The following is a 24,311-nucleotide window of genomic DNA, read 5'->3' on the forward strand; positions in this document are numbered from 1 at the left end:
AGTTTTAACTATAGAATCAATACGTTAGCTTAATGCTTCATTAGATATCAATGAGTTACAACATTAAGGCACACAATATGGACAACAAATTGGTGAACAACAGGCCTAAGTTTACCACAGAGCGCAATGGAATTTTTTATATTAATTTCAGGCTTTCCAATGGCACATTTTTTCGTATGAGTCTAAATACAGACTCTTTACGCCAATGTGAGGTTACGATGGCGCGTTTGATGCCATATATACCACTTGTCCAATCCGATGTTATGGATGTTGAGGAGTTCACCGACCACGTTAAGGGCATTAAAAAGCTGACTAAAGCGGACCTTGATACGTACTTATATCGTTTGTTAGAGGGGGATTACGTTACTGCGAAGGAATCCCCATTAAAGCTAGGAATAATTGCAAAGAAGAGTACCGATGATCCAACTTACCGCCTATCAGCGAATGCTACTGACAACATAGAATCTGTACAAGGGCAAAAAAGTTTCTACGTGAATGAATACTTAGATGGCGCTGAAACGGTAGCTAAAGGTTTTCAATTTGGCTTTGAGCAACAAGGTTACTCAACGAAAGGAATGGAATACGAAATCCAAGAAGCAGCAATAAAATTCAGTATTTCCCAATCAATGCTCAGCGATGCTTGGACGAAATATTTTGCTGGTGATATGACCGGCTATAAACAAGTATTAGAAGCTATGAAGCCAGAGATACCTCAGCAGGAAATATCCGCGATTCAAACATCTATGTCAGCTATTCCTCAATCAAATAGTAGTGATTCAACTCTCTTGCTCTCAAAAGCATGGGACATGTATATCGCAGATAAAGGCAAAAAATGGAGCACACCGGTTGCCAAAGAAAATAATAGGTTCTTTGAAGTGCTACTTCACGTGCTAGGCGATAAACTCGTGAATACCATAACCAAACAGCACATACGAGATGCTTTGCTGGTTGTTAAAAATCTGCCATCCCGTAACAAGATACCCTACTCCCGCATGATACTCACTGAATGTATAGAATACGATGTCGCCGAAGAGGATCTGATTGCCAGTGAACATGTTCATAAACATCTCAAGCTATGGCGCTCATTATTTAACACCTATCTCGTTGATCAAAAGGATATTTTAATAAAATCCCCTACCGATGGGATTAGTTACTCAGTTAAGCCAAATAAAGGTGGGCACTATAGTCCCGAAGAGATGGATACACTCAAATCCTATCTTAACAAGCTGTCAAAAAGTGATTGGCGGAAAATGTACTTTCTTACTTTAGCCTACACTGGTGCTCGCCGTAGTGAAATTGAAACCGTCCTTAAGAAACATATAAGATTAGATACGAAGACTGGACGCTACTATATATTTATTGCAGGTGGAAAAACTGTCCACGCCATGCGACGAGTCCCGATCCACAAATCAATAGAGGCCAAACTATTAGAGCGTATTTCTACCCTGTCAGCTAATGATCTGGTATTTCATGATTTACCAGACTATACGAGCATAAGCCTTGCGTGGATAGATATAATGGACTCACTCAATATTGATACTTATGACGAATTCGGGCTGAAACGCCGTCTTCATGGCCTACGCCATACATTTATCAGTAAAGCAGTTGTTGAAACAAGCAACCATACATTGGTTCAACGCGTGGTAGGTCATAGCCTGACTCAGAACTTAGGAATTACTGCACGCTACACCCATAGACCGCCATTAAAGGCTCTTTTATGCGTTGTAGATTGTATAGAGTAAAAATAATTTTAATAAAGTAAGACTCATTGAAGTGGCCCTCCAATTCAGGGACAAAGGGGAATTATAATAATATTCCCCAACTCCCTATTTCGCTTGTTACACATAAAACACAATTTCAGTTTTTATTTGCCTGATCCATCATTATCCTTTACCTTTTTGGGCAGATTGCCAAATTGATATTGGCAAATGGAATATAAGGGATGATATGGCAATAGGATATTTTCTGCGTCTTGGCGACAGAACGACGTGTGGAGGGGCGATTCTGTCGGGCGACCCGGCGTTTACTATTGACGGTGTGGCAACGGCACGCATGTAGCTATAAACATTAAAGCAGGATCTTCTTCCGGAGACAGAGGAGTCTAATAACGCCCCTGAAGTATCTAGATTATCTGTGGCGATTCAACTTATAATCAATTCTACACCCCTGACATTTTACCTATTGATGACTAGCCTGATATATCATCAATAATGCTATTTTCGAATGTGATAACAATTACAGTAGAAAGTTAAAAATAGGAACAACCTCAAGCTCCTAAAATTGTCAACATAATGGCTGAAGTGTCTCGGAATTTCCTAAACCGTTAGAACCGATGAGATAAGTAAAATTTTTTAGGCCAATTTTCGTATTTCTGAGCTAAAAGGCAGAAAGCCAACTTGGAATTCAAACCAGAATGGCCTCTTCTCGCTCCTATCAGACCTAAAGGTTCATTAGTCACCTGCTTCGTGCCAAAAGCGGAAATCGGAGGTTATCTAACAACTAAAAGATGGCTACCTACGCCGTGGCGATTCAGTTTACCCAACCTGTTGTTTCCTCTTAGCCATCTGTGTAAGGATAAATTCAGCAGCACTAGCCACTTCGTCTTCAGATGCAAAAACCCGCTCTGGTATGACAACACAACTGTCATTTAGCATGTGAATATAGATGAATCCAGTATTTCTGTAGCTCGACTTGATATGTTCCCAGTAAACCCGTCCGGTAACTGAATGAGTAATATTCTCGACGTAATACCGAGTGAGCTTCACTCTCTGAGAGAACTCTTCATCGGCTTGTTCTGATGCCTGATTCTTTTTCATCACCCTGTTCAGGACAGCATCATAAATAATAGACAATGCCAGAGACACGCCAAATAAGACCAGAAGAATACAGCTGATGACTTTGGCTCTCGCCATAAAACTGCCATCGTCTGGCGCTTTCAGGATAATCATGATCATCTGCAGTATCGTGAACGTTATTGCGAAAATAAAGCTATACACAGAGGCTTTCTTGATAAGAAAAATATAACTGTACGGCTTAAAGCTCGCTTCCTTATAGCTCTTTATGTGCTTTGCAGCCTCACTGCGCTCAAGTAGGGACAAGGAAAAATCAACGATAATGCGATGTTTTGACTGCACAGGATGTGTCCTTTTTTATTTTTGTTTCCATGTATGCAGAGAATATCAAATCCCATCACACTGAAATAGCGGCAAATTCAACTCCCCAACTCTTGAATCACCATGGCTTAGGTATCATTTTTTAGTTGGCATCTAACTCCGAACTTCCGCTGATCGCTCATAGAAGACTTGGTGTCCCTTCATTCTGGCTGCTACGTGCCAGAAGCAAACATTTCACACTTCTGCTTATGTAGCCAAAATCGGTATGCAACTACACTATAGAATTTATATCAATAGTTAAGATAAAATGAAGGTTAATTGGAGTTTCATTCGGTTACATAGACCCACCGTTCAATTAATGATGGACTCAGAAATTATCACTGCAAGGGTTCATGTAAACAATACAGGTAAGGGAATATCAGATGCCATCTCTATACACATTCAATGACCTGCTCGGTCTGCTTGTTTTTTCAAGGAAATATCACTTTCTCCACAATGATCTGGACAGCCTGATCATTGCATGGGCTGAAGATCAAGTCACCGAAGGAAATGATTCGGAGACTCTTTTAATTCTCGCTTCACTGGGGCTTGATAAGCAACCTGAACGGACCGAGGTTGAATTATATATGTCACGGTACGTGGCAGAGCAGCGGATAGATCTGCCGCCGCTAAAAACAGCAGCATTGGTCTGGATCAAGCTATTTATGAGTCAACTTTCCCAGTGCGCGTCCATCCATGATGCAGAACAGAAAATGTATTTTCTGGTGTGTCATTGGCTTGAACCTGACGTAAAGATTTTCGCGGCGGTGGTCGATACCCTGAAATCGCTTTACTGGCATCTCTTTGATGAATGGGAGGGACCTGGTACAAGCGAAGCAGTAAGGATGGAGGAGTCAGAATTCTTTGAGCTGATTAATCGTGCGATGCTGCCCTATTCCCGTAAAATTGAGAACCCAGATTGGCTGGATCTGCTTGTTCGGTAATTTTTACCAGCATCCTGAAAGGTGCCTTTCCTGTGTGCATAATTCCATCTGATTTGAATTCCTTTTCGCATTCTACTTGAGTATATCCAGCAAAAACATCATCGTTCACCCTAGGAACCTAGACACAAAAGTTAACCTAACTGAATAGCCGCTCTGTGCCACAAGCGGAACTTGCTTACATCATGCTATGTTAGTTTGCTGGGAGCAGGTCAAGATGTTCACTGCGCCTATGCTTCAGCAACACCTTCCAGAACTTTTCAAGGAATAGAGAAATGGCTCGTAAGTATGTTTATGGTGATAAACCAATCCGTACAACAACCGCTGAGATAGTTGAAAACGAGTTTGCTGGAAAGGCTACGGCTGTTCAGGTCGATGCAATTTTAAAGAAAAGATTTCCACATTACAAAGACAATACTTATTTGAATCTGATAGTTAACGCAGTTAACTGCAATCGTGGTCACTGGAGTTTTAACAGGACTGCCAGACGAACAGATGATGCCACCCATCGCCACCATGAATATGATCGACTTTTCAAGCGCGGAAACGTTTTCGAGGTCTATGATTCCGCACTTCATGGTGTGTTTGAAATCTATGAAGCTTCAGACGGCAAATGGCTAACACGTCCGGTTAAAAGTGAGTTTGAAAAGGCCATAGAAACAGCGTCTCAACTTACCTCAGAACAACGTAGAGAGAAGCTGGCTACAGCCAACACCACGCCAGAAAGGGTCATTATAAAGAGCTATACCTTCAAGCGTAATCCCCTCGTTGTAGCAGAGGTATTAGCCTTAGCTGGAGGTAAGTGTCAAAGCTGCCTACGTGACGCACCATTCAAGCGGGAAGATGGTAGACCGTATCTTGAAGTGCATCATGTGGAGTGGCTTGCTAACGGTGGAGAGGACTCTGTTGAAAATGCTATTGCACTCTGTCCGAACTGTCACCGCGAAGCACACTACGGCGCGCTTGTGTTGAAGCCGGCTAACATTAAGTAGTCTTCTTATAGCCCTCAACGTCTGCTCCTCGCTCATTGCTGCCTTTATGGCTTTTACTGCGACACGTGAGAGTTATAAGCGGATTTGCTAACTAAATGGTAGGCTTTACACCCCCCAAATCTCACTTTCAGCCCATGCCGTTTTCCAGCACTCCCATGCATTGCTAGTGGCCGGGTCGTCATACTTTCCTTCAATTTTGAGTAAGTCGAAGCCTTTAGTATCAGCCCAAATTTCAAATCGCTCTTCGCAAGTATTCATCATTAATCACTTACTGCTAGTCAGGTTTTATATAACGTCTGGAAGATTTCATATAGGACAATAACTTGATCCCAGTTGATTGACACACGGCATTGTTAGCAATATCCATGAGGAGTCAATTTCGAACGTCTGCTGGTCGCTCAAAGCTGCTGGAGATCAATCTATAGACAGGTTAGTACCAGAAGCGGATGTTTAAGCATTGCGCTATGTTAATTTACGGGGAGCCGATCAGGTCAGTCGTGTGCTTTCTCTTTCAAGCCGGAGTAAATATGGTTTATCCCTATGGGATCTTAGCAACTCGATACTACGAAACCTGCGAGGCGAACTAATCACCTATGTAATGAAAATGAGGGTGTAAAGGAAATGGATCTTAGTGGGTATAGTTTCGAGCAGAAACTTTCCGATCTTCTTCTGCCAAATAAAGAATTTTACGTTACCGTAAATGCTGCATACTTTAATACTGGTGGTGTGTACGTTCTACGGAGTTTTGACGATGCGGGGCAAGTGCTGACCATACCAAGAGTATTAGGTGATGACCATGATGGGATTTTGTACATCGGCAAGGCTAAACTATTTTGTCATCGCACAGGCGACCTTGCACGTTCTTTTAGCTTTCAATATCGGCAGAGTAAGCACCAGACCGGGCAGCGTTATTGGAGCGACGAACGATACCAGAAACGTTACCCGTATGAGCATCTAAGAATGTTTATGTGGGTTAGTGATTATCCCACCGAACTCGAACAGTTATTCTTTCAAAGCTACCTTACAAAATTTGGTGAGACTCCCCCGCTTAACCGAGTGTAGATGAAGGACGCACTTTATATTAGTGGATAATGTGTATGGGGTCAGATTTGGTATGACACTGTTACTGCACAGAGCAATCCCCTAATCTGAGCAGCAGTGTGCCAAGAGCGGACGTTGCTAACAACAGTATGGGTTAATCAACAGGGAGCAGGTCAATCCCATCATAGCAAGCTAATTGCTTGGGTATATATAAAAAAACACCCTGCCAGCATAGCGCTCACAGGGTGTACAGCTAAAACTATTAGGTAACAGAGTCTTCTTTCCTGCCGTTAGCGGACTAATTTCTTTAGAAGCCTTAGTTGTAATTTTAGCGTTTATATCGCAATGAGTTCACTAGCCTATCCCAAATTTCAATCATCTGAGCTTCGCTATAACTCGTTTTTATATCATCATTACTTATTCCAATGGTTAACCATGGCTTGTTCGATGTCGCCCCGGCTTCATTAGCATAGAAAGTAAAGTCATAGGCAGGAATAACTTCATCCTCTCGGGTCACTGTATCTTCAAATTTTTGTTTACCACGAGATAACCATTCCTGTGATGGTATTCCGTCAGGCGATAGTTCGCCTTTTTTAATAGTGAACTGATTAGAGACTTTCATCGCCTCATCAATCTGAGCACTTCGATTCAAAAGCGTGTCACTTGACCCAGAAAAAGTATTGTTGGTATATAACCCCAAAATAAAGTCATCATTCTTATAACTAAACGATACTTTTTCGCTATGCTTACTGCCATCATCCTTAATAAACCCATTCGGAATACACACGCCTTTCTCTGTCGGAACATCCTCATCCTTTCTACCGCTTAATCTTGATATTAGGGATTTCATTGCTGCTAACTTTGCGGGTTTCTCATTCATCTGAGCTTCAGTAAATCCAGCATTAATATATACTTTTTTTCTTTCTGAGTATTTATCGTCTGATAAGACTAATATTTTTGTTGTTATAATAAATGCGGTCATATCTACATAAACATGGGCTTCTAAAATACGACCCAGGTCATCCTCTCCTGAAATATTTCTATCAAAAATAACACCTTTCCCCTCAGGTAAAATGATAGTTTCTTTTATGAATGGAGCGTTTTCCAGATCATTTTCAGGCTTGTGTATTTCATTCCGTAATGCTTGCTCTCGAAGAGCTATCCGTTGCTTGAAGGCGGGCGGATAGAGAAATTTACTTTCGATTTTAAAGTCATCAATAAAAATCATGTTATGGAGCTGGTTATCAAATGATTGAGGAACATCAATCACATAACGGCCAATACATTGCGGTTTGGTTTGAGAAAATAAGCTCTCTATCACTGGATTGTCCTTATGAGAGAATGTCGATGCCATGACCGGCGAAAAATGAATCATGCCCATCATAATGAGAGGTAATACCGTAAGCTGTCGGGAGTTTTTCATGGGGAGGATACCTCTTGCACCATTTTAACAATTGCTCTAAGGGTAAACTGAATCGCAGGTTTAGAATATATGTCCTTTAAATTACTGACGTTATAGGCACCCTGATGGTCAACATTGGTCGCAAGGACACTCTTGATACCGTTATCGTGACGTATCATTCTCAATGACTCGACAGGCACAGTCCCATCCCCCGGCGTCTTTGATGAGACAACTTGGTATATCTGAGAGTTATTAAATGGCAAAGGAATATTTCGATAATCATTCGGTAGTTTTTTATTACTCTCATGCATATTCTTAGTATATGTGACTGACGTTTTTCGCCATGTTAACGAGCCATCTGAGTCAATCTTATTACCATAAAATGCGTAGGTATTCGGGTGATACCCTTTTAGTTCTAATTTAGAAATAAACTGACGAACAGGTCTATCAACTAATTGGACGTAGGCATTCCAATTACTTTCACTGGTCGCCACATCTTTATCGATGATGTCTGATTCATATAAACGCCACCAGAGGGTTTTATTCAGGTAGATTTCAGTGAAGGGATCTTGATTTTTTGGTAATTTTAAATCGCTGCCATCCACGTTACCACCTTTAATGGTTAACCAGGGGGCACCGGAGAGATATTTTTCTGAGGGCAGCAATTGGAGGGGGGCGGGGGCACGGGCTAATACCGGCATGAGTTCTTCCGCCGACTTACCTAAAACAATACCTGCGGCCCCCTCTTGCTTTGCTCCAATCTTCATTCGTCTATACGCGGCTGGGGAACCGAGGTCAGGAATAACGCCGTGGATAATACCAAGAATATTATCTTTGGCCCCAAAGACTTGAGATGCATATCGAGCAACCAGTCCTCCCATTGAGTGCGTAACGATAATGACTTTTTCCTGTCCTTCAGGAAACGGCATTCCATTACCATGATGGTATTTATAGGTTTCAATTACTTTATCAATATATTTAACCAGTTCTCCCGCTGACGTTTTATTATCCTGAAGCCAGTTATAACCAAAAACATGAACCGGAAATAGAAACTTTTTAAAATGACTTAATTCGTCATCTGTCATCACTGATTCATTGGTGATCTCTGCACCTTTATCGTCAGCTAAACGTTTGTTCCTCAATTCACTTAATACACCATTTTTGCCATTGGTCTGTTTTGCTGCATTCATCATGACCTGCTGCCAGTCATCCATCAGTGCGCCCTGAAAGATACTTAAAAACTCACCATAGCTGAATGATAAAACTTCGCCCCAGCCTCGTTCTTGCCGAGATTGAAACATTTTGCCATTCGCCGATTTTCCATCATCTGAATACTTAGAATAGATTTTTTTACTGACATTACCGCGGTTATCAACATTCGTCGTCTCTGGATTGAGCAGTTCTCGACGTTGATTACCATCTTTTCTAGCCCATTCTGCATACACACCGACTTCACTGTCACCTCGCCAAATAGCTTTATCTTTTCCTTCTTGGCTAGACTTCAGATTTGACCCCATTACACCGGGGATAAATATGACGGGAATGACCTTAGTCGGCGGTTTAATTAAAATAGCCATGGCATTCAATGAGCTATCTTGGCACAACACTTCATCCCAATATACTTTCCCACTATCGTCCCATTTAGGGAGGTGATAGGAAGTATGTTGGCACTCACCTGAGGCTAACGTTTTTTCATCTGACATCACGACATCCTTATCTCGGGTTATCCATAAGCCCAATAATTTAACGCAATTTACGACATGTTACTGTCCGGAAGACTCAAAATTCTATTTGACGACGTTAGCATATCATTACCCCTTCAGCGAAATAGTCAGTACGATTTTAGGTTGACACTTAATTTTAAGATTTATTTGATAAAATGATAAAACCTGAAGGGGTTCACTCAGTGCTGCTTAGCCGTTTTCATAGAGTACAAAACCTAGCATCGATCTTTCTCAAATATCACTAGCCATCAATCTCAAATAAGTAGACTCCACTGATATCCTTCAAAGCATTGCAATAGAGTATCAATAATCTCTTGGTGTAACTCTAATGATACTGTATCGTTAACCTCAGATTAATGAGACCCGAGGTGGTTATGGCTTCTTTTGGATATGTGCGTGTCAGTAGCAAAGATCAGAATGTGAGTAGGCAAGTTGAAGCATTGCAGAACATCGGTATAGAAGAGCCGTGTTTATTCATTGATAAAGTCAGTGGTAAGAATACAGAACGGCCCGAACTCCAAAAGCTCCTAAACAAAGTACGTGCAGGCGATAAGGTCACAGTGAAATCAGTTGATCGATTAGCTCGTAACACAAAAGACCTTTTAGCTTTGCTGGAGGAATTGACCACTAAGGGTGTGTCTGTTTACTTTTTAGACAACTCTATGATGTTTGATGATAGTCCCACCAGCAAGTTCATGATTACCATGCTGGGAGCTGTGGGTGAACTAGAACGTAGCTTCATCCGCCAGCGCCAGCAGGAAGGTATAGCAATCGCTAAAGCGAAAGGTGGAGTATTCAAAGGTAAAGCAAGAGATGAAGAGTTACATACTCGGGTAAAGAGCTACCTTACTAATAGCCAGTTATCCGCTGATGAGATTGCTAAGCTATGCGAATGTGGGCGTGCTACAGTATTCCGCATTAAGAAGGAAATGGTTTTAAGTTGACGCTTGGTTGAGGCTGAATTGTTAGGAAAAACTATCAATGATAAAAAGCTTAGCACAGGGCGATTTAAGGCTATTTGATTCATACCCTTTGGGCTAGCATTGCTAGCACTTTAAAAGCACCACAACAAGGCTCTCAGGGGATTCTGGCTGCATTATAGCACTGTATCTGCGACCAAGATGAATTAATAATTTAAATCTGTAATCCTAGAGTGTGGAAAGAGCTTTGTTAAGCAGCCGACTTCTCAATGCTTCACAATATTCTTGGTAGCCAGTTTACCAAAGAGTCTGGAGCCATCAAAGCGTTTAGTTTTGTCCCCCTCAGAATATTTACCTTTGTCCTTGGCTAGATAAGATACCCGGTAAACGAACTTTTTTAATTCTCTGTTATCGTTTTGCTTAATCATATACGAATTCTCAGCCAAGTGAGAACACCCCAGCCCTTTAGTTAGCTTTTGCCACAAGTCATTTATTATCTTGAACAACCCATACTTAACATGACCCGTCTTATGTACCTGATTTCCGGGTAGTGCAATCCATAGGTGATAGTGTGGTTTTTCGGCTTTTTTAGCAGCCTCCCATACCCATCCGTAAGCAAATTTTTTAATAGGTTGGTTATCCCATTGCTTGGCTTTGAATTTGTCTCTTAATTTAGAAAATAGCACACTGATCAGAGAGTTAGATTCATCAACACTCATTCCATCAGGAATATGTAAGTCAAATCTGAATGCAAAGGTACGGTTATAGCTACTACGCATTGCATTAATTTCATTGGTAAATTTATCTAAGATCTCAATACAGATTGGTGAATATTTACGCTTTTTACCATAGTAAACCTTGTAACTCAATGAGTTATGTAAATACGGACCACTATGAAGAAGCGTAGAACGCCCCTTTCTTCTCAATGAAACATTAGTCATCAAAATACCCCTAAGCAAAAAACAAAAGAAAACCCAGCCAATCTGATGATTAGAATCCAGATAGCAGAAAGGCAGGGACAACGGTTGGATAGCGTAGGAGACCAGAGAGTTCACCCATATATCTCTGTATTCTACCCCTATATTATTTAAAACCCGTAAAAATGACATGCTGAACGCATGACTATGGCACGTTCGAATCCTAGAAAGGAGAAGGGTTTCCGGTAAGAAATTACATAAAGCGCAGAGCTAACATTTCAATCCGTAAATGTTGCAAATAAAAATACCCCAATAAATATTATATTACTTCCATACCTTTTGGCAACTGTAAAAAGAAGGTAAACCTTTTTTTTCGTCCCTCCCTTACCAGATTTCTTGGTCAACTTACTGAATAGTAAAATAAATCCTAAACTACATTTTTTATGTGATTAGGAAAATCAGTATACCAACCTTACTTAGCCTGATTACAAATCAATCTCACAGGATTTGTAGAAATTATTTTGCCAGTGATAACACTCAGTACGCCCACACAAGTCAATTGATCAATTTTACCGATCAATTTTTGTTTATCGATCGTTATTATTGATCAATAATGCATATAATGATTAACCATGCTTTACAGTAACCTTTTGTTAATTTTGATTAAATGGAGTTTTTAATGAAAAAAATGCTACTTGTAGGAACCCTGCTAGCTATCACCTTTGGGGCTAATGCAGGAGATGGGGCAAGCCAAGAATTCAAAGATGCTTCGCAAGCGATGATTATTGTCCATGGTTTTTCATGTAAAAAAGTTGATAGCGTTATACAAACGGAAGCTGGAGAGTGGCGAGTCTGGTGCAATGGGATGTACTACCAGTACAAAATTGTTGATAACGGTGGGAACTACACTGTTACATCTGAGAATTAAGTTCAAACTGAAAATACCGAGCTCGCGTTCAGCGAGCTTTTTTATATCCATGGGGTTTTATTGTAGGGACTAGGGGATGGGCTCAAGCGGTCATTAGGGTCCAAGGCTACCAATGTAAGAAAGTAAATAACGTTTTCACTAAGTATTTAGGCGGTGAGGTCGATGTGTTTTGTGATGCCATTTGCCACTACGCCATTAAAGGCAAAGGTAGTTGGTACATTGTCGAGGTAAATAACTAATGGGTTCCTTCATACACTAGACAGACGTGATAAAGGGATATACAGCACCATCTAGGTTGATGGCTAATTAATAAGTAAGGAGAATACTGGTGGCACTGAAGAATTGCCGTGAATGCAATGCTCAAGTTTCATCTGAAGCACGAGTTTGCCCACATTGTGGTATAAAGAAACCATACCAATCTCGAGTTAAGTCAATAATATTAATACTTATAATTGCATTTGTAGGGTATGTAAAGTTTAGTAGTGAAGGCCATGACTCCAGTACCTCTAAAGAATCTGCTACAACTTTTCATTCCCCCAAGGTTAATGAACCTGCAAACGAAGTTAAGCCTTTTACATTGTATCAAGTATGCCGCGCTGGTATTGCAACGGTTATGGGTCGAGAGATAAAGACAATTAAAGCATCTGCATCCCCTTCCTCGGAGATCGTTTTACTTACGTATACACGACCAGATGATAGAAAAGTTTTTTCCTACCAATGTAAATTATCTGGCAATTTTATTATTTGGTCTGAGGCTGGCGTGAGCACTAATCGCTGGGAGGGTAATGGAGAAATAGATAGTTTATTAACATATACAGTAAATACCCAAGATGAGACAACTAAAAAGAAAAGCAGGAGCGAGTTAGTGATTGAGGAGAAATATCCTGATGGAGACCAAACCTCAAAAAGCTTCCTCCTTTCAGAATTCTATACCCTAGGCAAGTAAAATCATCAAAATACATTAACATGAGACAGTGAGAGAGCCACGCTCTCTCCAAATTAGAATTTTAAATCCGGAGCCAATATATGAAACCACCACGGTATTTAGTATTAATCGGAGTGCTTATCTTCTCAGATAGCCACGCGACGGTGAACACCCTTACATTAATCGATTCCTATCCTACACAGGATGGCAAAGTCTGTGTTTACAGTGATGGTCATAGAACTGAATCCATTGTGAAGAAAGGAGTTGGTAGTTGCCCCAGTAAGAAGATATTTCGTTAATTATCCAATCTCATTTGGATCGTCATGCTCAACCTAGGCTATCAACAATGGTGATATGCTAACCATGAGCGGTACATCCAAACTGTTTTTCTAGTACTGCTAATTCTGGGATAATGATGAATATTATTTTAGTGGGAAGGAAAAAGAGAACCGCACAATTCAAATATGGCGTTCATGAAAGAACAATATAAATTATTAAAAAAAGGAAGTGATAGAATGGAGTTAATACCTAGTGTGATATTATTAGTTAGTGCGTTATGGGTCATGAAAGATGCACATAATAACCAGTTAAATCATCCTGTTAGGTGGGGTATTGGCACTGCTATTCTCTGGGTAATTGTACTACCCATATATTTAATCAAACGTAAAAAATTAATCACTGAACAAAAAATGAGAAATGGGGCTATTTCTTCATTAAATGACAGATCAACTATCTGGGGAACAGAGAAAGACTCCACCAATCTGTGGGCTGGTGGTGCCTTTATTTTTATTGCTGCTTTCGCACCGTATGCGTGGGGTGTATGGAACGGTGCATTACCTAAATGTGATTCATCAGATGTTGATAAAGTGCTTACTCAACTTTTACCCAACACTGTTTTTTCAAATCCGGCACAATATGATTATGAAAGAATTAACGAAGTACGCCATTGTAATTTAACCATTGATAACGGTATCCATTCATTTACAGTTAAATGGTACTCTGATACCAGAGAAGAATTTGTAGTGAAGTTTGAATAAACCCACAGAATAGTCCCGCTGGCTAGAAAGCTCGGATATTCAGTGCTGCTTGACCAGCTCCCCTGAGGGGCTGAGTCTAATTATAATCTTTCTCAAATATGACCAAACCTAGCGCTTAACTCACCATTAATTCATTGAAAGAAAGAGAAAAATCATGAGTAAGTTGCTATATTCAATGAACCTGCCATTAGCAGGTGATTACTACCCCAATGCCAGAAAGACCATCACCTGTAGGCTTAGCATCCCGCTCAACCATTAGGCTAATAGGCCAATTTATTAGTGGTCTATAACTTTTTTTATTGAGATATTAATTACCTACAGCTTGTACAACAACGGTAGTTACAAAGGAACAAGTAAATATGTACAATACAAAAACAAAAAACTTAACCTATTGATATAAAAAGACTATATTAGGCTTATTTGATTCAACTCAGTCGCCTTCACAGGCGTCGTGTTATATATTGTAATCAATAAGTTAAGCTCACAATCAAGCAGAACTCACTGATTGTAATACATTTTGGAACACAGCATGGTGCGCAGAGAAAGACGCAGACGCCCCCACACGCTGGTTCGTGACCAGACATATTACACTAATTTCACTGTCAGGGATTCAAAAAGTATCCCAACATCAGAAATGAGGCTTCCGGCTTATTCCGGTAAACATGTCAGTGCAGGTGGCGTTCTTAGGTGAAGGAAACTTAAATCGTTATTTGAGAGAAGAACTCAGCACAATTAATCTATTATAATACCGGACAGTCACAGCCTAAGCCGTCGTATATTGTGGCTCCGGGCTGATGTTACGCAATAGCTGTGAAACAATCCCTGCATTCATCAACATCGGTTGTAGTGTGTTGATCCCTAATTTGCCCAAAGCACTGCGCTTATGATAGCTGACCGTTTTGTTGCTTAATTGCAAATGGTCGGCAATGTCATTGTTCGATTTACCTTGCAGTAACAGAGCCAGAACGGTTCTTTCTCGTTTCGATAATATACAAGGCCGCTTCTTACTTAACTCTGGCGAGTTTGAGAATACCCGGTTTAATTGAGCAACAAATTGGCTCAGAGGCGCATTTTGCGCGATAACGGCGTAGACCTGCTCTACCCCATAGAAATATTGTTTTAGCAGATAGACACAAAATTCATCAGCGATGACAATCACGCGGCAGTGTGGACGCTGTATCCGCAACCAATCAACCACCAAACTAAGACTATCGCCAGAGGTATAATCCTCACCGCGTAAATTCAGAATAGCCAAATGCACTGCCGGAAACTTGACCAAATTATCATAGCAATCAGTCAGGGAGCTGACACTGGCGGCTATCTTGACCGATTCACTCATTAAGAGTTTTTTTAAAATACGTTCCAGAGTGAAACGGGTAAAAAAACATGGGTGTTGAATGATAGCAAGTTTCTCTTCCATAGCGCTTATTCCCTTTTAGACACATAGGTTAAATTTTATTTATCTAAATCTTCTTAATTTTTTAAGAAATACATTTATAAAAAACATGGCAATCATTGCGGAAATAAGTGATAACCATAATGAGAGCGCGATTAGCGAGTCATAAGTCTCTGCTGAGACAATGGCACCGAGATAAATTGAGTGTATGTAGTTCATAAATTCTGGAAATGTCTCAACAATAATCAAACTAAAAAGGCAAAACAGCCAGATAAACCAAAAAAGATAAAGTGAAAATGATGTCAATTTATTCATAGGGTTATAACCATAATGTCATTAATTTTGAGGGGGAACCTATAAAGCGATTATGCATTTACTGGCAAATCTAGCTGGGGGAAGCAGCAATATCCCGACATAACCGCATCAATTGCCCCGTCAAGATTAATGACGTCATCCTTTTTATATACGTATCCGCGGACCCCTATGCCAAGGCACATTTTCAGGTAGTAAATTGAGGTTAAAGAGGTATAAATAAGTACCTTTGATTCAGGTGACATCAGCATCAACTTTTGAATAAGATTAAGTTGAACATTTTTATATCCGACAAAATCTATAACAATGATGCTCGGTTTATAAATACTGGCCATTTTAATCGATTCTAACTCTTCGCCTGTTTCATAAACTTTACCCCCCTTACATTCTATAAGGCCCCTCACTACATGCCTTATTAAAGGATGTTGATCAATAATCAAAGCTGAAATGGATTTATTCATAGTAACTTCCTCGTGAAGTTATGAATATTTAGGCGAAATTATCATTAAGAATAAAATCGCCGGATAATATATTGATTTAATTAAGTGTATATTGCCCCGAAAGAGCACAATTTAAATTAAGTGATGTCTCGGCTGATGTCGACGGTGAGGAGACATACAGTCCATAAAAAATATCGTTCGTATTATACTGTTCAGAAATACCGTCAAACCCTGCAACACTAATTGGGCGCGAGAATGTATATCCTGCGGCAGTCCCTGCACTTGCATTGCTGTAGGCCCCGCAAGTCACCTGAGTGTCGCCGCCGCTCGCTATTGTTGTATTGGGCGTAATAGAGAAGTTCAGTGTTTTATTTTTTGCCGTTGATAACCAGTTAACACAATTAACCGATAAGCTGATCGCACCAATATTCTGCGACAACCGTGAGGCACTACTGTTATGTAAATAAAGATGATCGCCGCTCAACGTATTCTCAATACTAAGAGGTCCGGACGCATTGGCCTCACAAGCAACATCAAGATTTTGTTGGCTCAAATTGATGGTGTTAGTTGTATAACCGGTTCCACCGCTAGCCAGTGTACAATTGGTACCATTAAGACATGAATAACCCTCTGAAGAGGTTATAACAATAAAACGCCCATCACTGCCAACTAACTTTGAAATTTCGGCATAAGGGATTGATACATTTTGATTGAGAACGACACCATGGGCCTCTGCCACTCTAAGTGCATCATAATGATATTGTGCATTCGACAATTCAAGGTCATAGCTGCCATCACCCCGAAGGTCAATCTCACCTCGTTGTATTAGGGTACTTCCTGTTACTAAATTGAATACATAGACCAATTTGCAAGATTGTAACGATTGAGTTCCTGTCCCTGTTTTCATTTTGCATGTATTAGGATGATTAGTTAGGTGGCCAGATAAATAATAATGTTTTAAGTCAAAAGTGAGTTCACTTAAGCTGGTTCGCGGATTTTCAACTTGATAATGACCTAATGCCACATTTGGTAATACAGAAAAGGCTAATGTGAATGCTAATAAATTAAATAATTTCATAGTAAATATCCAAAATAAGATAATGACAAAGTCGGCATAAGTTCTGGCAAAGAACATTGCCTTCTTTTTAACTATTAAGCGGCGTATAGAGGGTATTAACGCTATTAAGATACCCTCTATACGGCCATTTATTTCACTATCGCCTTACATTGTTAAAACGAATTTCACACTGAATGGCACCGCTATAAACGTCGCGATATCCGTATCAGTGGTACCATTGATGGTTGCCGTCACTGTGCTATCCCCTGGGTTGGCACTGACAAGTGTCATGACGATCTCACCATTAATATCGGTTGTACCGCTAGCCGCTATCGTTGCACTGTTTGTCGCATTGAAGCTCACCAATTGATTCGCCACCACATTACCGAATGCATCGGTGACTCTGGCCTTAACACTATTTTGTGCTGTGCCATCTGCGGGCATATTGCCAATAACAGACTCCAAGCTGACCCTTGCGGTGCTGGCATTGGAGATAAAAGTGGTATCCACCACTTGGTTATTGCCATTGACCGTCGCTGTCACTTTGGTGATACCTGACTTGGTGTTGATTAGGGTCAATGTGACCGAACCATCTGCACCCGTCGTACCACTGGCGGCAATGACACCCGTGTTATCAGCAATGAAGTTGACGAGCAGATTCGGTACCCGGTTTCCGTGTGCATCGGTCACGATGGCTTTCACCGAGTTGGTTGCCACCCCATCGGCCAGCGCGCCATCCGTCTCGATACTGAGCGCGCCACTGATAATCGTTGCCGTGCCACTGTCAGGAATAAAGGTCACATCGACTACCTGACTACTGCCGTTCACCGCGGCGGTGACCCGACTGGCCCCGGCGGTGGTGCTGATCAGCGTTAATGTCACCGAACCATCGGGACCGGTGGTGCCACTGGCAGCAATCACCGCACCATTATCGGCACTGAAATTCACCAGCAGATTCGGTACACGGTTCCCTTGTGCATCGGTCACAATGGCTTTCACCGAGTTGGTAGCCGCCCCATTGGCCAGCGCGCCATCCGTCTCGATACTGAGCGCGCCACTGATAATCGTTGCCGTGCCACTGTCAGGAATAAAGGTCACATCGACGGCCTGACTACTGCCGTTCACCGCGGCGGTGACCCGACTGGCCCCGGCGGTGGTGCTGATCAGCGTTAAGGTCACCGAACCATCGGGACCGGTGGTGCCACTGGCAGCAATCACCGCACCATTATCGGCACTGAAATTCACCAGCAGATTCGGTACACGGTTCCCTTGTGCATCGGTCACAATGGCTTTCACCGAGTTGGTTGCCGCCCCATCAGCCAGTGCGCCATCCGTCTCGATACTGAGCGCACCACTGATAATCGTTGCCGTGCCACTGTCAGGAATAAAGGTCACATCGACGGCCTGACTACTGCCGTTCACCGCGGCGGTGACCCGACTAACCCCGGCGGTGGTGCTGATCAGCGTTAATGTCACCGAACCATCGGTACCGGTGGTGCCACTGGTAGCAATCACCGCACCATTATTGGCACTGAAATTCACCAGCAGATTCGGTACGCGGTTACCTTGTGCATCGGTCACAATGGCTTTCACCGAGTTGGTTGCCGCCCCATCAGCTAGCGCGCCATCCGACTCGATACTGAGCGCACCACTGATAATCGTTGCCGTGCCACTGTCAGGAATAAAGGTCACATCGACTGCCTGGCTGTTGCCATTCACGGTAGCAGTAACATGACTTATCCCAGAAGTGGGGCTGGTCAGTGTCAGTGTTACTGAGCCATCACTTCCCGTGGTGCCACTGGCGGCAATTACCGCACCATTATTGGCACTGAAATTCACCAGCAGATTGGGTACCCGGTTTCCTTGTGCATCGGTCACGATGGCTTTCACCGAGTTGGTTGCCGCCCCATCAGCTAGCGCGCCATTCGTCTCGATACTGAGCGCACCACTGATAATCGTTGCTGTGCCACTGTCGGGAATAAAGGTCACATCGACTGCCTGACTACTGCCGTTCACCGCGGCAGTGACTCGACTAATCCCGGCGGTGGCGCTGGTCAGCGTTAATGTCACCGAACCATCGGTACCGGTGGTGCCGCTGGCAGCAATCACCGCACCATTATTGGCACTGAAATTCACCAGCACATTCGGTACTCTGTTTCCTTGTGCATCGGTCACAATGGCTTTCACCGAGTTGGTTGTCGCCCCATCAGCCAGTGCGCCATTCGTCTCGATACTGAGCGCGCCACTGATAATCGTTGCCGTGCCACTGTCAGGAATAAAGGTCACATCGACTGCCTGACTGTTGCCATTCACGGTAGCGGTGACATGGCTTATCCCAGAAGTGGAACTGGTCAGTGTCAATGTTACCGAGCCATCACTTCCCGTGGTGCCACTGGCGGCAATCACAGCGCTGTTATCAGCAACGAAAGTCACCACTTTATTGGGTACCAGATTACCGGTGGCATCAGTCACAACAGCTTTAACCGAGTTAGTCGATGTACCATCTGCGGTGGCATTGTCACTGATGATCGTCAGTGCTCCACTCAGGATAGTGGCAGTACTGCCATCTGGAATAAAGGTCACATCCACCGTCTGGCTATGACCATTCACCGTAGCAGTGACATGAGTTACACCGGCAACAGTGCTGGTCACAGGCAGAGTGATAGAACCATTGGTATCCGTGGTGCCACTGGCGGCAATGACTGCACTGTTATCCGCCGTGAAGGTCACTACCTGATTCGGCACCAGATTGCCGGTAGAATCGGTCACGATGGCTTGTACCGAGTTGGTCGCAACACCATTTGCTGGCTCATTATCATGACTGACGGTCAATGCTCCACTGATAATAGTGGCGGTTCCGCTGTCGGGGATGAAGGTCACATCTACACTTTGGCTGTTACCGTTAATAGTTGCAGTCACGTGAACAACCGTTGCCGTCACATTGGTCAGTGACAGTGTTACAGCACCATCTGCACCCGTCGTCCCATTGGCAGCAATCACCGCGCCATTATCGGCGGTGAACGTCACGACCTGATTCGGTATTAGATTACCGGTGGCATCGGTCACGATGGCTTTCACCGAGTTGGTCGCTATACCATTTGCCACGGCATTGTCACTGATGATAGTCAGTGCGCCATTGACGATGGTGGCGGTGCCACTGTCGGGAATAAAGTTCACATTCACAGCCTGGCTGTTGCCATTCACCGCAGCGGTGACACGACTGGCCCCGGCGGTGCTGCTGACCAGTGTTAAGGTCACCGAACCATCGCTACCGGTGGTGCCGCTGGCAGCAATCAACGCACCATTATTGGCACTGAAATTCACCAGCAGATTGGGTATCCGGTTTCCTTGTGCATCGGTCACGATGGCTTTCACCGAGTTGGTTGCCGCCCCATCGGCCAGTGCGCCATCCGTCTCGATACTGAGCGCACCACTGATAATCGTTGCCGTGCCGCTGTCAGGAACAAAGGTCACATCCACCGCCTGGCTATGACCATTCACGCTAGCAGTCACATGAGTCACACCCGCAGTCGTATTGGTCAACGGTTGTGTAACGGAACCATCAGCCCCCGTCGTGCCATTAGCCGCTATATTTGCGCCATTACTGCCAACGAAACTAACAACAAAATTAGGAATCGGGTTCCCTCCGGCATCCGTTACCACCGCTTTTACCGAGTTTGGAGCACTGCCATTAGCCAGTGCGTTATCGGTAAGGACAGTCAGTGCTCCGGCGGCAATCGTCGCGGTACCATTGTCTGGAATAAAGTTAACCGGCACACTTTGACTCGAACCATTTAACGTAGCCGTGATATTGGTTACGCCCGTCGTAGTGTTAACGGCCGTGACAATGATCGTCCCATTGGCGTCGGTAATGCCGCTAGAGAAAGAGAGTGTGGCACCATTGTCAGCATTGAAATTAACCAGTTGGTTAGGGACAGGGTTGCCATTAGCATCTGTTACCATGACCTGAACACTGTCGGTCGCAGTGCCATTGGCCAAGGCATTGTTGCTCAGCACCGTCAAGTTATCGCTAAGAATGGAGGCGGTACTTTCATCCGCCATAAACATCACTGCGGCTTGAGCTCTGTTACCATTATCTAACACGGCATGAACTTGTCCTGCACCCGCCAAGGTACTCTTAACGGAAACTGTTGCCCGCCCCATGTTATCGGTGGTGCCAACCGGAGTGACAACGTCACCAATAGTGGCATTAAAAGCAACATTCATACCGGCCATAGGTGTATTCGCCCCATTAGCGGTATCAACCACGGAGGCCCGATAAGTGACCAATGCACTGCCATCAGCTGTTGCGGAAGTGCTCGATCCCACCACGTTTAGCGCTATCTGATGTGGTGATTCCTGCACAATAATTTGGGTGGTTGCTGTGTTAGATTTATTGCCACGAATGTCATAAGCAACCGCGCTGACTTGATAACTATTGATATTTTGCAGAGGTTGATAGGCCGGGAGTGTGACGACCGCAGACTCCATCGCCAGTGGTGTCAGGGCTCCACCTGTAGTAACCAATACCGGCGCACTCCACTCAATCCGTTCGGTGCCGTATTTAGAGGCCACGGTTCCGGTTAGGGTGACATTTTCCAGCGCATGAGCTGAAATTGTTTCCGGTAACGTTAAATTGATCAGATTCTGTTTTTCATACTGCATAACAATATTGTAATTACGATCAACCAAATCATAACGGCTGCCCGCAAGGCTGCGCATCAAGGCCACCGTGTCTTTATTAATTTGATCAATCCAAGGCACACCGAAGCGGTAATTAAAGTTCAAACCAACCTGAAGTTCATTTGAGGTGTTTTGGCCTTTCTTATGAGCGACATCGACGGTGATTAGCGGGATCGGTGTATAATTCACGCCCAATGTAACCGCGGATGGTGAGTCGCCTAAATCATCTGGGCTAGTGCTCCCGCTGTTGAGCGCCACACCTTTGCCGAAGTATTTTTCATACATTAATGAGCCGCCCAACTGAGGATAGGCAGGCAGGTAGGCCGCGGCCCGGACATCAAAGCCATTTGCCGGTCGCTCGTTATAATCTTCCATATCAGACAGCACAGATTGGTGCCAGTCAGTTAAGCGAAAATAGCCATTGGCAGAGAACTTAAGATTGTCAGTCCAGGCTTCAGCCCCTACCCCTACCCGGCTATTTTTACCCGTCAGGTCATAGTCATAAAAGCTGTTGACACCGAACATCCAGTTTTCGGTAAATTGACGAACCCCAATACCCGCATTATTTGTCGTCCGATATCCATCGTAACGCACACCTAATTGACCAAATAACAGGTTATCTTGCGATTCAACCAGTGGCAGTAAAATATCTGCATTGCCGGTACCGGAGGAATTCAGTTGAACTCTGGCATGACCAAATTGGCTTAGCCAGTCAGAGGCTGCCTGTGCTGCTAAACCTGAGGATACACCTCTTACGGCACTTTCTGCCGCTTTCGCCGAATTATCATTGCCCATTACGCCCCAAAATTGGGTGGCCGTGCTGGCAACATTATCTTCGGTGATATTAAATTTATTCGCGCCCGAACTCTCGGCTTGCGGCAAATTTTCGGAACCTAAATTAGGTAACGTACTGTCCGGCGGCACATTGACTGGAGCTTCATTCCCTATGAAAGGATTCACTGGTTGGTAATAGTAAGGAACAGCGGGTTTTTCGATATGATTATTGGGCTGTTCAGAATAAGTCTTAGGTGCCACCGCCATGGGTTCAACCAGTATTTCGGAGGAACGCATCTTCGCCATTATCTCGTCTAATTCATCTGCTCGCACAGATAGCGATATTAGCGGTGTGAAAGCTATAGTTATGGGCAGCAGTAATTGCATTAAAAGTGTATTAATTGCGACTGCTCGCATAAGTGATTTATTTGAATGGAAACCGTTCATAGTGAATTCAAAGTTCCGATTTTGAATGGCGATATCCGTTACCGCATAGATACAAGCCGTTTTATTATTGACAGACATACACATAGTCATCATTTATTAACATTAATGATGTTATTCTGTGTCTCACCCAATAAACTCAATTTTATTGATTTTGTAATAATGTAGATTACGAAAAGAAATGAGCAATTTAGCGAACTAAACTGCTCTAATCCAAATGACTATATTTGAAGTATTTCATTACCATAAAATACAATATCTGTCTCAACTAGAAGTTGAGAATGATAATCATATAAAATGCAAAACATATACACACGGATTGTTATAATTACTGCATATAGCAAATATCACTGTGTCTTATTGGATGAAAAGGCTAGATCCGTGAAAGATAATTCACTTTGTTTTGTACTTCGTTGAACGCAGTATTTCTAACTCTGGCACACACCATTTTAAGTTTTGAATCCAGTTCCAGAGAAATGAGCTGCTTAGGATCATTATCCAAAATATTTCTATTCTGTTCTAAGAAGGCATACATATCGTTGATTTGGTCAAACTGCCCTCTAAATACACCAAACTCATTTGTATTCAGTTTTTTTACCATGGAGAAATTATTGACGCACTGATCGTTGGTACTCTTTTTAATAATGGCTGCGGTCTGCTTCTCGGAGTCAATCTTTGCCTGTGTGCTGCATCCTCCCAATACTGCACTTGCCATCAAAATTACTATCGCCACTGCTTTCATAAAATACCCTCATTAATCCTTTATAAGTACTCAACCTTCTATCGGATATGCTGACACTGATGCCGATATCATTTCCACTGATTATCTGCGTAGTGATATCAGTTGCATTTGTTCAATAGAATGCCACCCAACAAATGTAGCAGGGACACTCTACATGGCGATCTTTTATGCTGTCAAACTGCATTATGTCAGATCTATACGCTAACTTATCTCATTAGTCCAGTTTAATAAACTAATTGATAATCCTGAAATGGATGTAAAGATCGTATTTTATATGTTTGGTGGTTTTATATTTCAAATTATTTATACAAAACAGTTGATCAGCCTAATTAAATTTCTGGCAAAAAAAACATAAAATAAATTAAATTTGTTGACAGAGAGCATAAAAATTAAATGTCAATTATCACCCGCTATCAAAAATAAAACATTCTGTCAGCAAGTTAATAACAATATATATCCAATCGGGGATTGTTAAATATATCTT

Annotated in this window: 19 protein-coding genes; 9 read left to right on the plus strand and 10 right to left on the minus strand. The window is 42.7% G+C overall.

Going from position 1 to position 24,311, the window contains the following annotated elements; genetic code table 11:
- Window positions 1-77 precede the first annotated feature (77 nt).
- On the plus strand, window positions 78-1,742 hold the full coding sequence (locus tag DJ58_RS19300) for a tyrosine-type recombinase/integrase (RefSeq protein WP_032911887.1): 1,665 nt from the start codon (window positions 78-80) through the stop codon (window positions 1,740-1,742).
- A 205-nt stretch (window positions 1,743-1,947) separates the two neighbouring features.
- Entirely contained in the window at window positions 1,948-2,058 is a 111-nt protein-coding gene (locus DJ58_RS24180; protein ID WP_483053298.1) for a PAAR domain-containing protein, read from the plus strand.
- A gap of 476 nt (window positions 2,059-2,534) precedes the next feature.
- Here the strand turns inward: DJ58_RS24180 and DJ58_RS19295 are convergent, their stop codons facing one another.
- Window positions 2,535-3,134, minus strand: a complete 600-nt coding sequence (locus DJ58_RS19295; protein ID WP_226977660.1) for a hypothetical protein — start codon at window positions 3,132-3,134, stop codon at window positions 2,535-2,537.
- Window positions 3,135-3,535: 401 nt separating this feature from the next.
- Between DJ58_RS19295 and DJ58_RS19290 the strand changes: the two genes are divergently transcribed.
- Window positions 3,536-4,096, plus strand: a complete 561-nt coding sequence (locus tag DJ58_RS19290; RefSeq protein WP_032911888.1) for a hypothetical protein — start codon at window positions 3,536-3,538, stop codon at window positions 4,094-4,096.
- A 272-nt stretch (window positions 4,097-4,368) separates the two neighbouring features.
- The gene (locus DJ58_RS19285) at window positions 4,369-5,085 is read left to right on the plus strand and encodes an HNH endonuclease (protein WP_004712168.1); all 717 of its coding nucleotides are present in this window, start codon (window positions 4,369-4,371) and stop codon (window positions 5,083-5,085) included.
- Between the two features lie 105 nt (window positions 5,086-5,190).
- Here the strand turns inward: DJ58_RS19285 and DJ58_RS23295 are convergent, their stop codons facing one another.
- Window positions 5,191-5,346 carry a hypothetical protein gene (locus DJ58_RS23295; RefSeq protein ID WP_004712170.1) on the minus strand — a complete coding sequence of 52 codons (156 nt, stop codon included), beginning with the start codon at window positions 5,344-5,346 and terminating at the stop codon, window positions 5,191-5,193.
- 360 nt (window positions 5,347-5,706) lie between these two features.
- On the opposite strand from DJ58_RS23295, the gene DJ58_RS19280 reads away from it, so the two are divergent.
- Entirely contained in the window at window positions 5,707-6,147 is a 441-nt protein-coding gene (locus tag DJ58_RS19280) for a hypothetical protein (RefSeq protein ID WP_032913182.1), read from the plus strand.
- 307 nt (window positions 6,148-6,454) lie between these two features.
- On the opposite strand, the gene DJ58_RS19275 is transcribed toward DJ58_RS19280, so the two are convergent.
- Window positions 6,455-7,549 (minus strand): T6SS immunity protein Tli4 family protein, encoded by a 1,095-nt coding sequence (locus tag DJ58_RS19275; protein ID WP_032913183.1) that lies wholly within the window; start codon window positions 7,547-7,549, stop codon window positions 6,455-6,457.
- Window positions 7,546-9,231, minus strand: coding sequence for a lipase family alpha/beta hydrolase (locus DJ58_RS19270; protein WP_032913185.1), 1,686 nt, complete (start codon window positions 9,229-9,231; stop codon window positions 7,546-7,548). Before DJ58_RS19270 ends, DJ58_RS19275 begins: the two co-directional genes overlap by 4 nt.
- Window positions 9,232-9,626: 395 nt before the next feature.
- Between DJ58_RS19270 and DJ58_RS19265 the strand changes: the two genes are divergently transcribed.
- Entirely contained in the window at window positions 9,627-10,196 is a 570-nt protein-coding gene (locus tag DJ58_RS19265; RefSeq protein ID WP_032912268.1) for a recombinase family protein, read from the plus strand.
- A 242-nt stretch (window positions 10,197-10,438) separates the two neighbouring features.
- On the opposite strand, the gene DJ58_RS19260 is transcribed toward DJ58_RS19265, so the two are convergent.
- Complete coding sequence (locus DJ58_RS19260; RefSeq protein ID WP_032912269.1) at window positions 10,439-11,113, minus strand: YagK/YfjJ domain-containing protein; 675 nt, start codon at window positions 11,111-11,113, stop codon at window positions 10,439-10,441.
- Window positions 11,114-11,768: 655 nt separating this feature from the next.
- Between DJ58_RS19260 and DJ58_RS19255 the strand changes: the two genes are divergently transcribed.
- The 3 genes from DJ58_RS19255 (at window position 11,769) to DJ58_RS19245 (ending at window position 13,979) form a co-directional block, all read left to right on the plus strand.
- The gene (locus DJ58_RS19255) at window positions 11,769-12,017 is read left to right on the plus strand and encodes a hypothetical protein (RefSeq protein WP_032912270.1); all 249 of its coding nucleotides are present in this window, start codon (window positions 11,769-11,771) and stop codon (window positions 12,015-12,017) included.
- A gap of 328 nt (window positions 12,018-12,345) precedes the next feature.
- Window positions 12,346-12,963, plus strand: a complete 618-nt coding sequence (locus DJ58_RS22125; RefSeq protein WP_050413933.1) for a zinc ribbon domain-containing protein — start codon at window positions 12,346-12,348, stop codon at window positions 12,961-12,963.
- 452 nt (window positions 12,964-13,415) lie between these two features.
- Window positions 13,416-13,979, plus strand: a complete 564-nt coding sequence (locus tag DJ58_RS19245) for a hypothetical protein (protein WP_004712726.1) — start codon at window positions 13,416-13,418, stop codon at window positions 13,977-13,979.
- A 763-nt stretch (window positions 13,980-14,742) separates the two neighbouring features.
- Here DJ58_RS19245 and DJ58_RS23985 read toward each other — a convergent pair.
- From DJ58_RS23985 to DJ58_RS19225, 5 genes are all read right to left on the minus strand, one after another.
- A complete protein-coding gene (locus tag DJ58_RS23985; protein WP_004712727.1) occupies window positions 14,743-15,399 on the minus strand; it encodes a helix-turn-helix transcriptional regulator in 657 nt (218 codons plus the stop codon).
- A 341-nt stretch (window positions 15,400-15,740) separates the two neighbouring features.
- A complete protein-coding gene (locus DJ58_RS0121430) occupies window positions 15,741-16,148 on the minus strand; it encodes a response regulator (protein ID WP_072013959.1) in 408 nt (135 codons plus the stop codon).
- Window positions 16,149-16,224: 76 nt separating this feature from the next.
- Window positions 16,225-17,205 carry a hypothetical protein gene (locus tag DJ58_RS19235; RefSeq protein ID WP_032912277.1) on the minus strand — a complete coding sequence of 327 codons (981 nt, stop codon included), beginning with the start codon at window positions 17,203-17,205 and terminating at the stop codon, window positions 16,225-16,227.
- 144 nt (window positions 17,206-17,349) lie between these two features.
- Window positions 17,350-22,947 carry an Ig-like domain-containing protein gene (locus DJ58_RS19230; RefSeq protein ID WP_168132510.1) on the minus strand — a complete coding sequence of 1,866 codons (5,598 nt, stop codon included), beginning with the start codon at window positions 22,945-22,947 and terminating at the stop codon, window positions 17,350-17,352.
- A 511-nt stretch (window positions 22,948-23,458) separates the two neighbouring features.
- A complete protein-coding gene (locus tag DJ58_RS19225; RefSeq protein ID WP_004708337.1) occupies window positions 23,459-23,827 on the minus strand; it encodes a hypothetical protein in 369 nt (122 codons plus the stop codon).
- Between the last annotated feature and the right edge of the window lie 484 nt (window positions 23,828-24,311).

Origin of the sequence: Yersinia frederiksenii ATCC 33641 (assembly GCF_000754805.1) — a bacterium.
Classification (GTDB): Bacteria; Pseudomonadota; Gammaproteobacteria; order Enterobacterales; family Enterobacteriaceae; genus Yersinia; species Yersinia frederiksenii.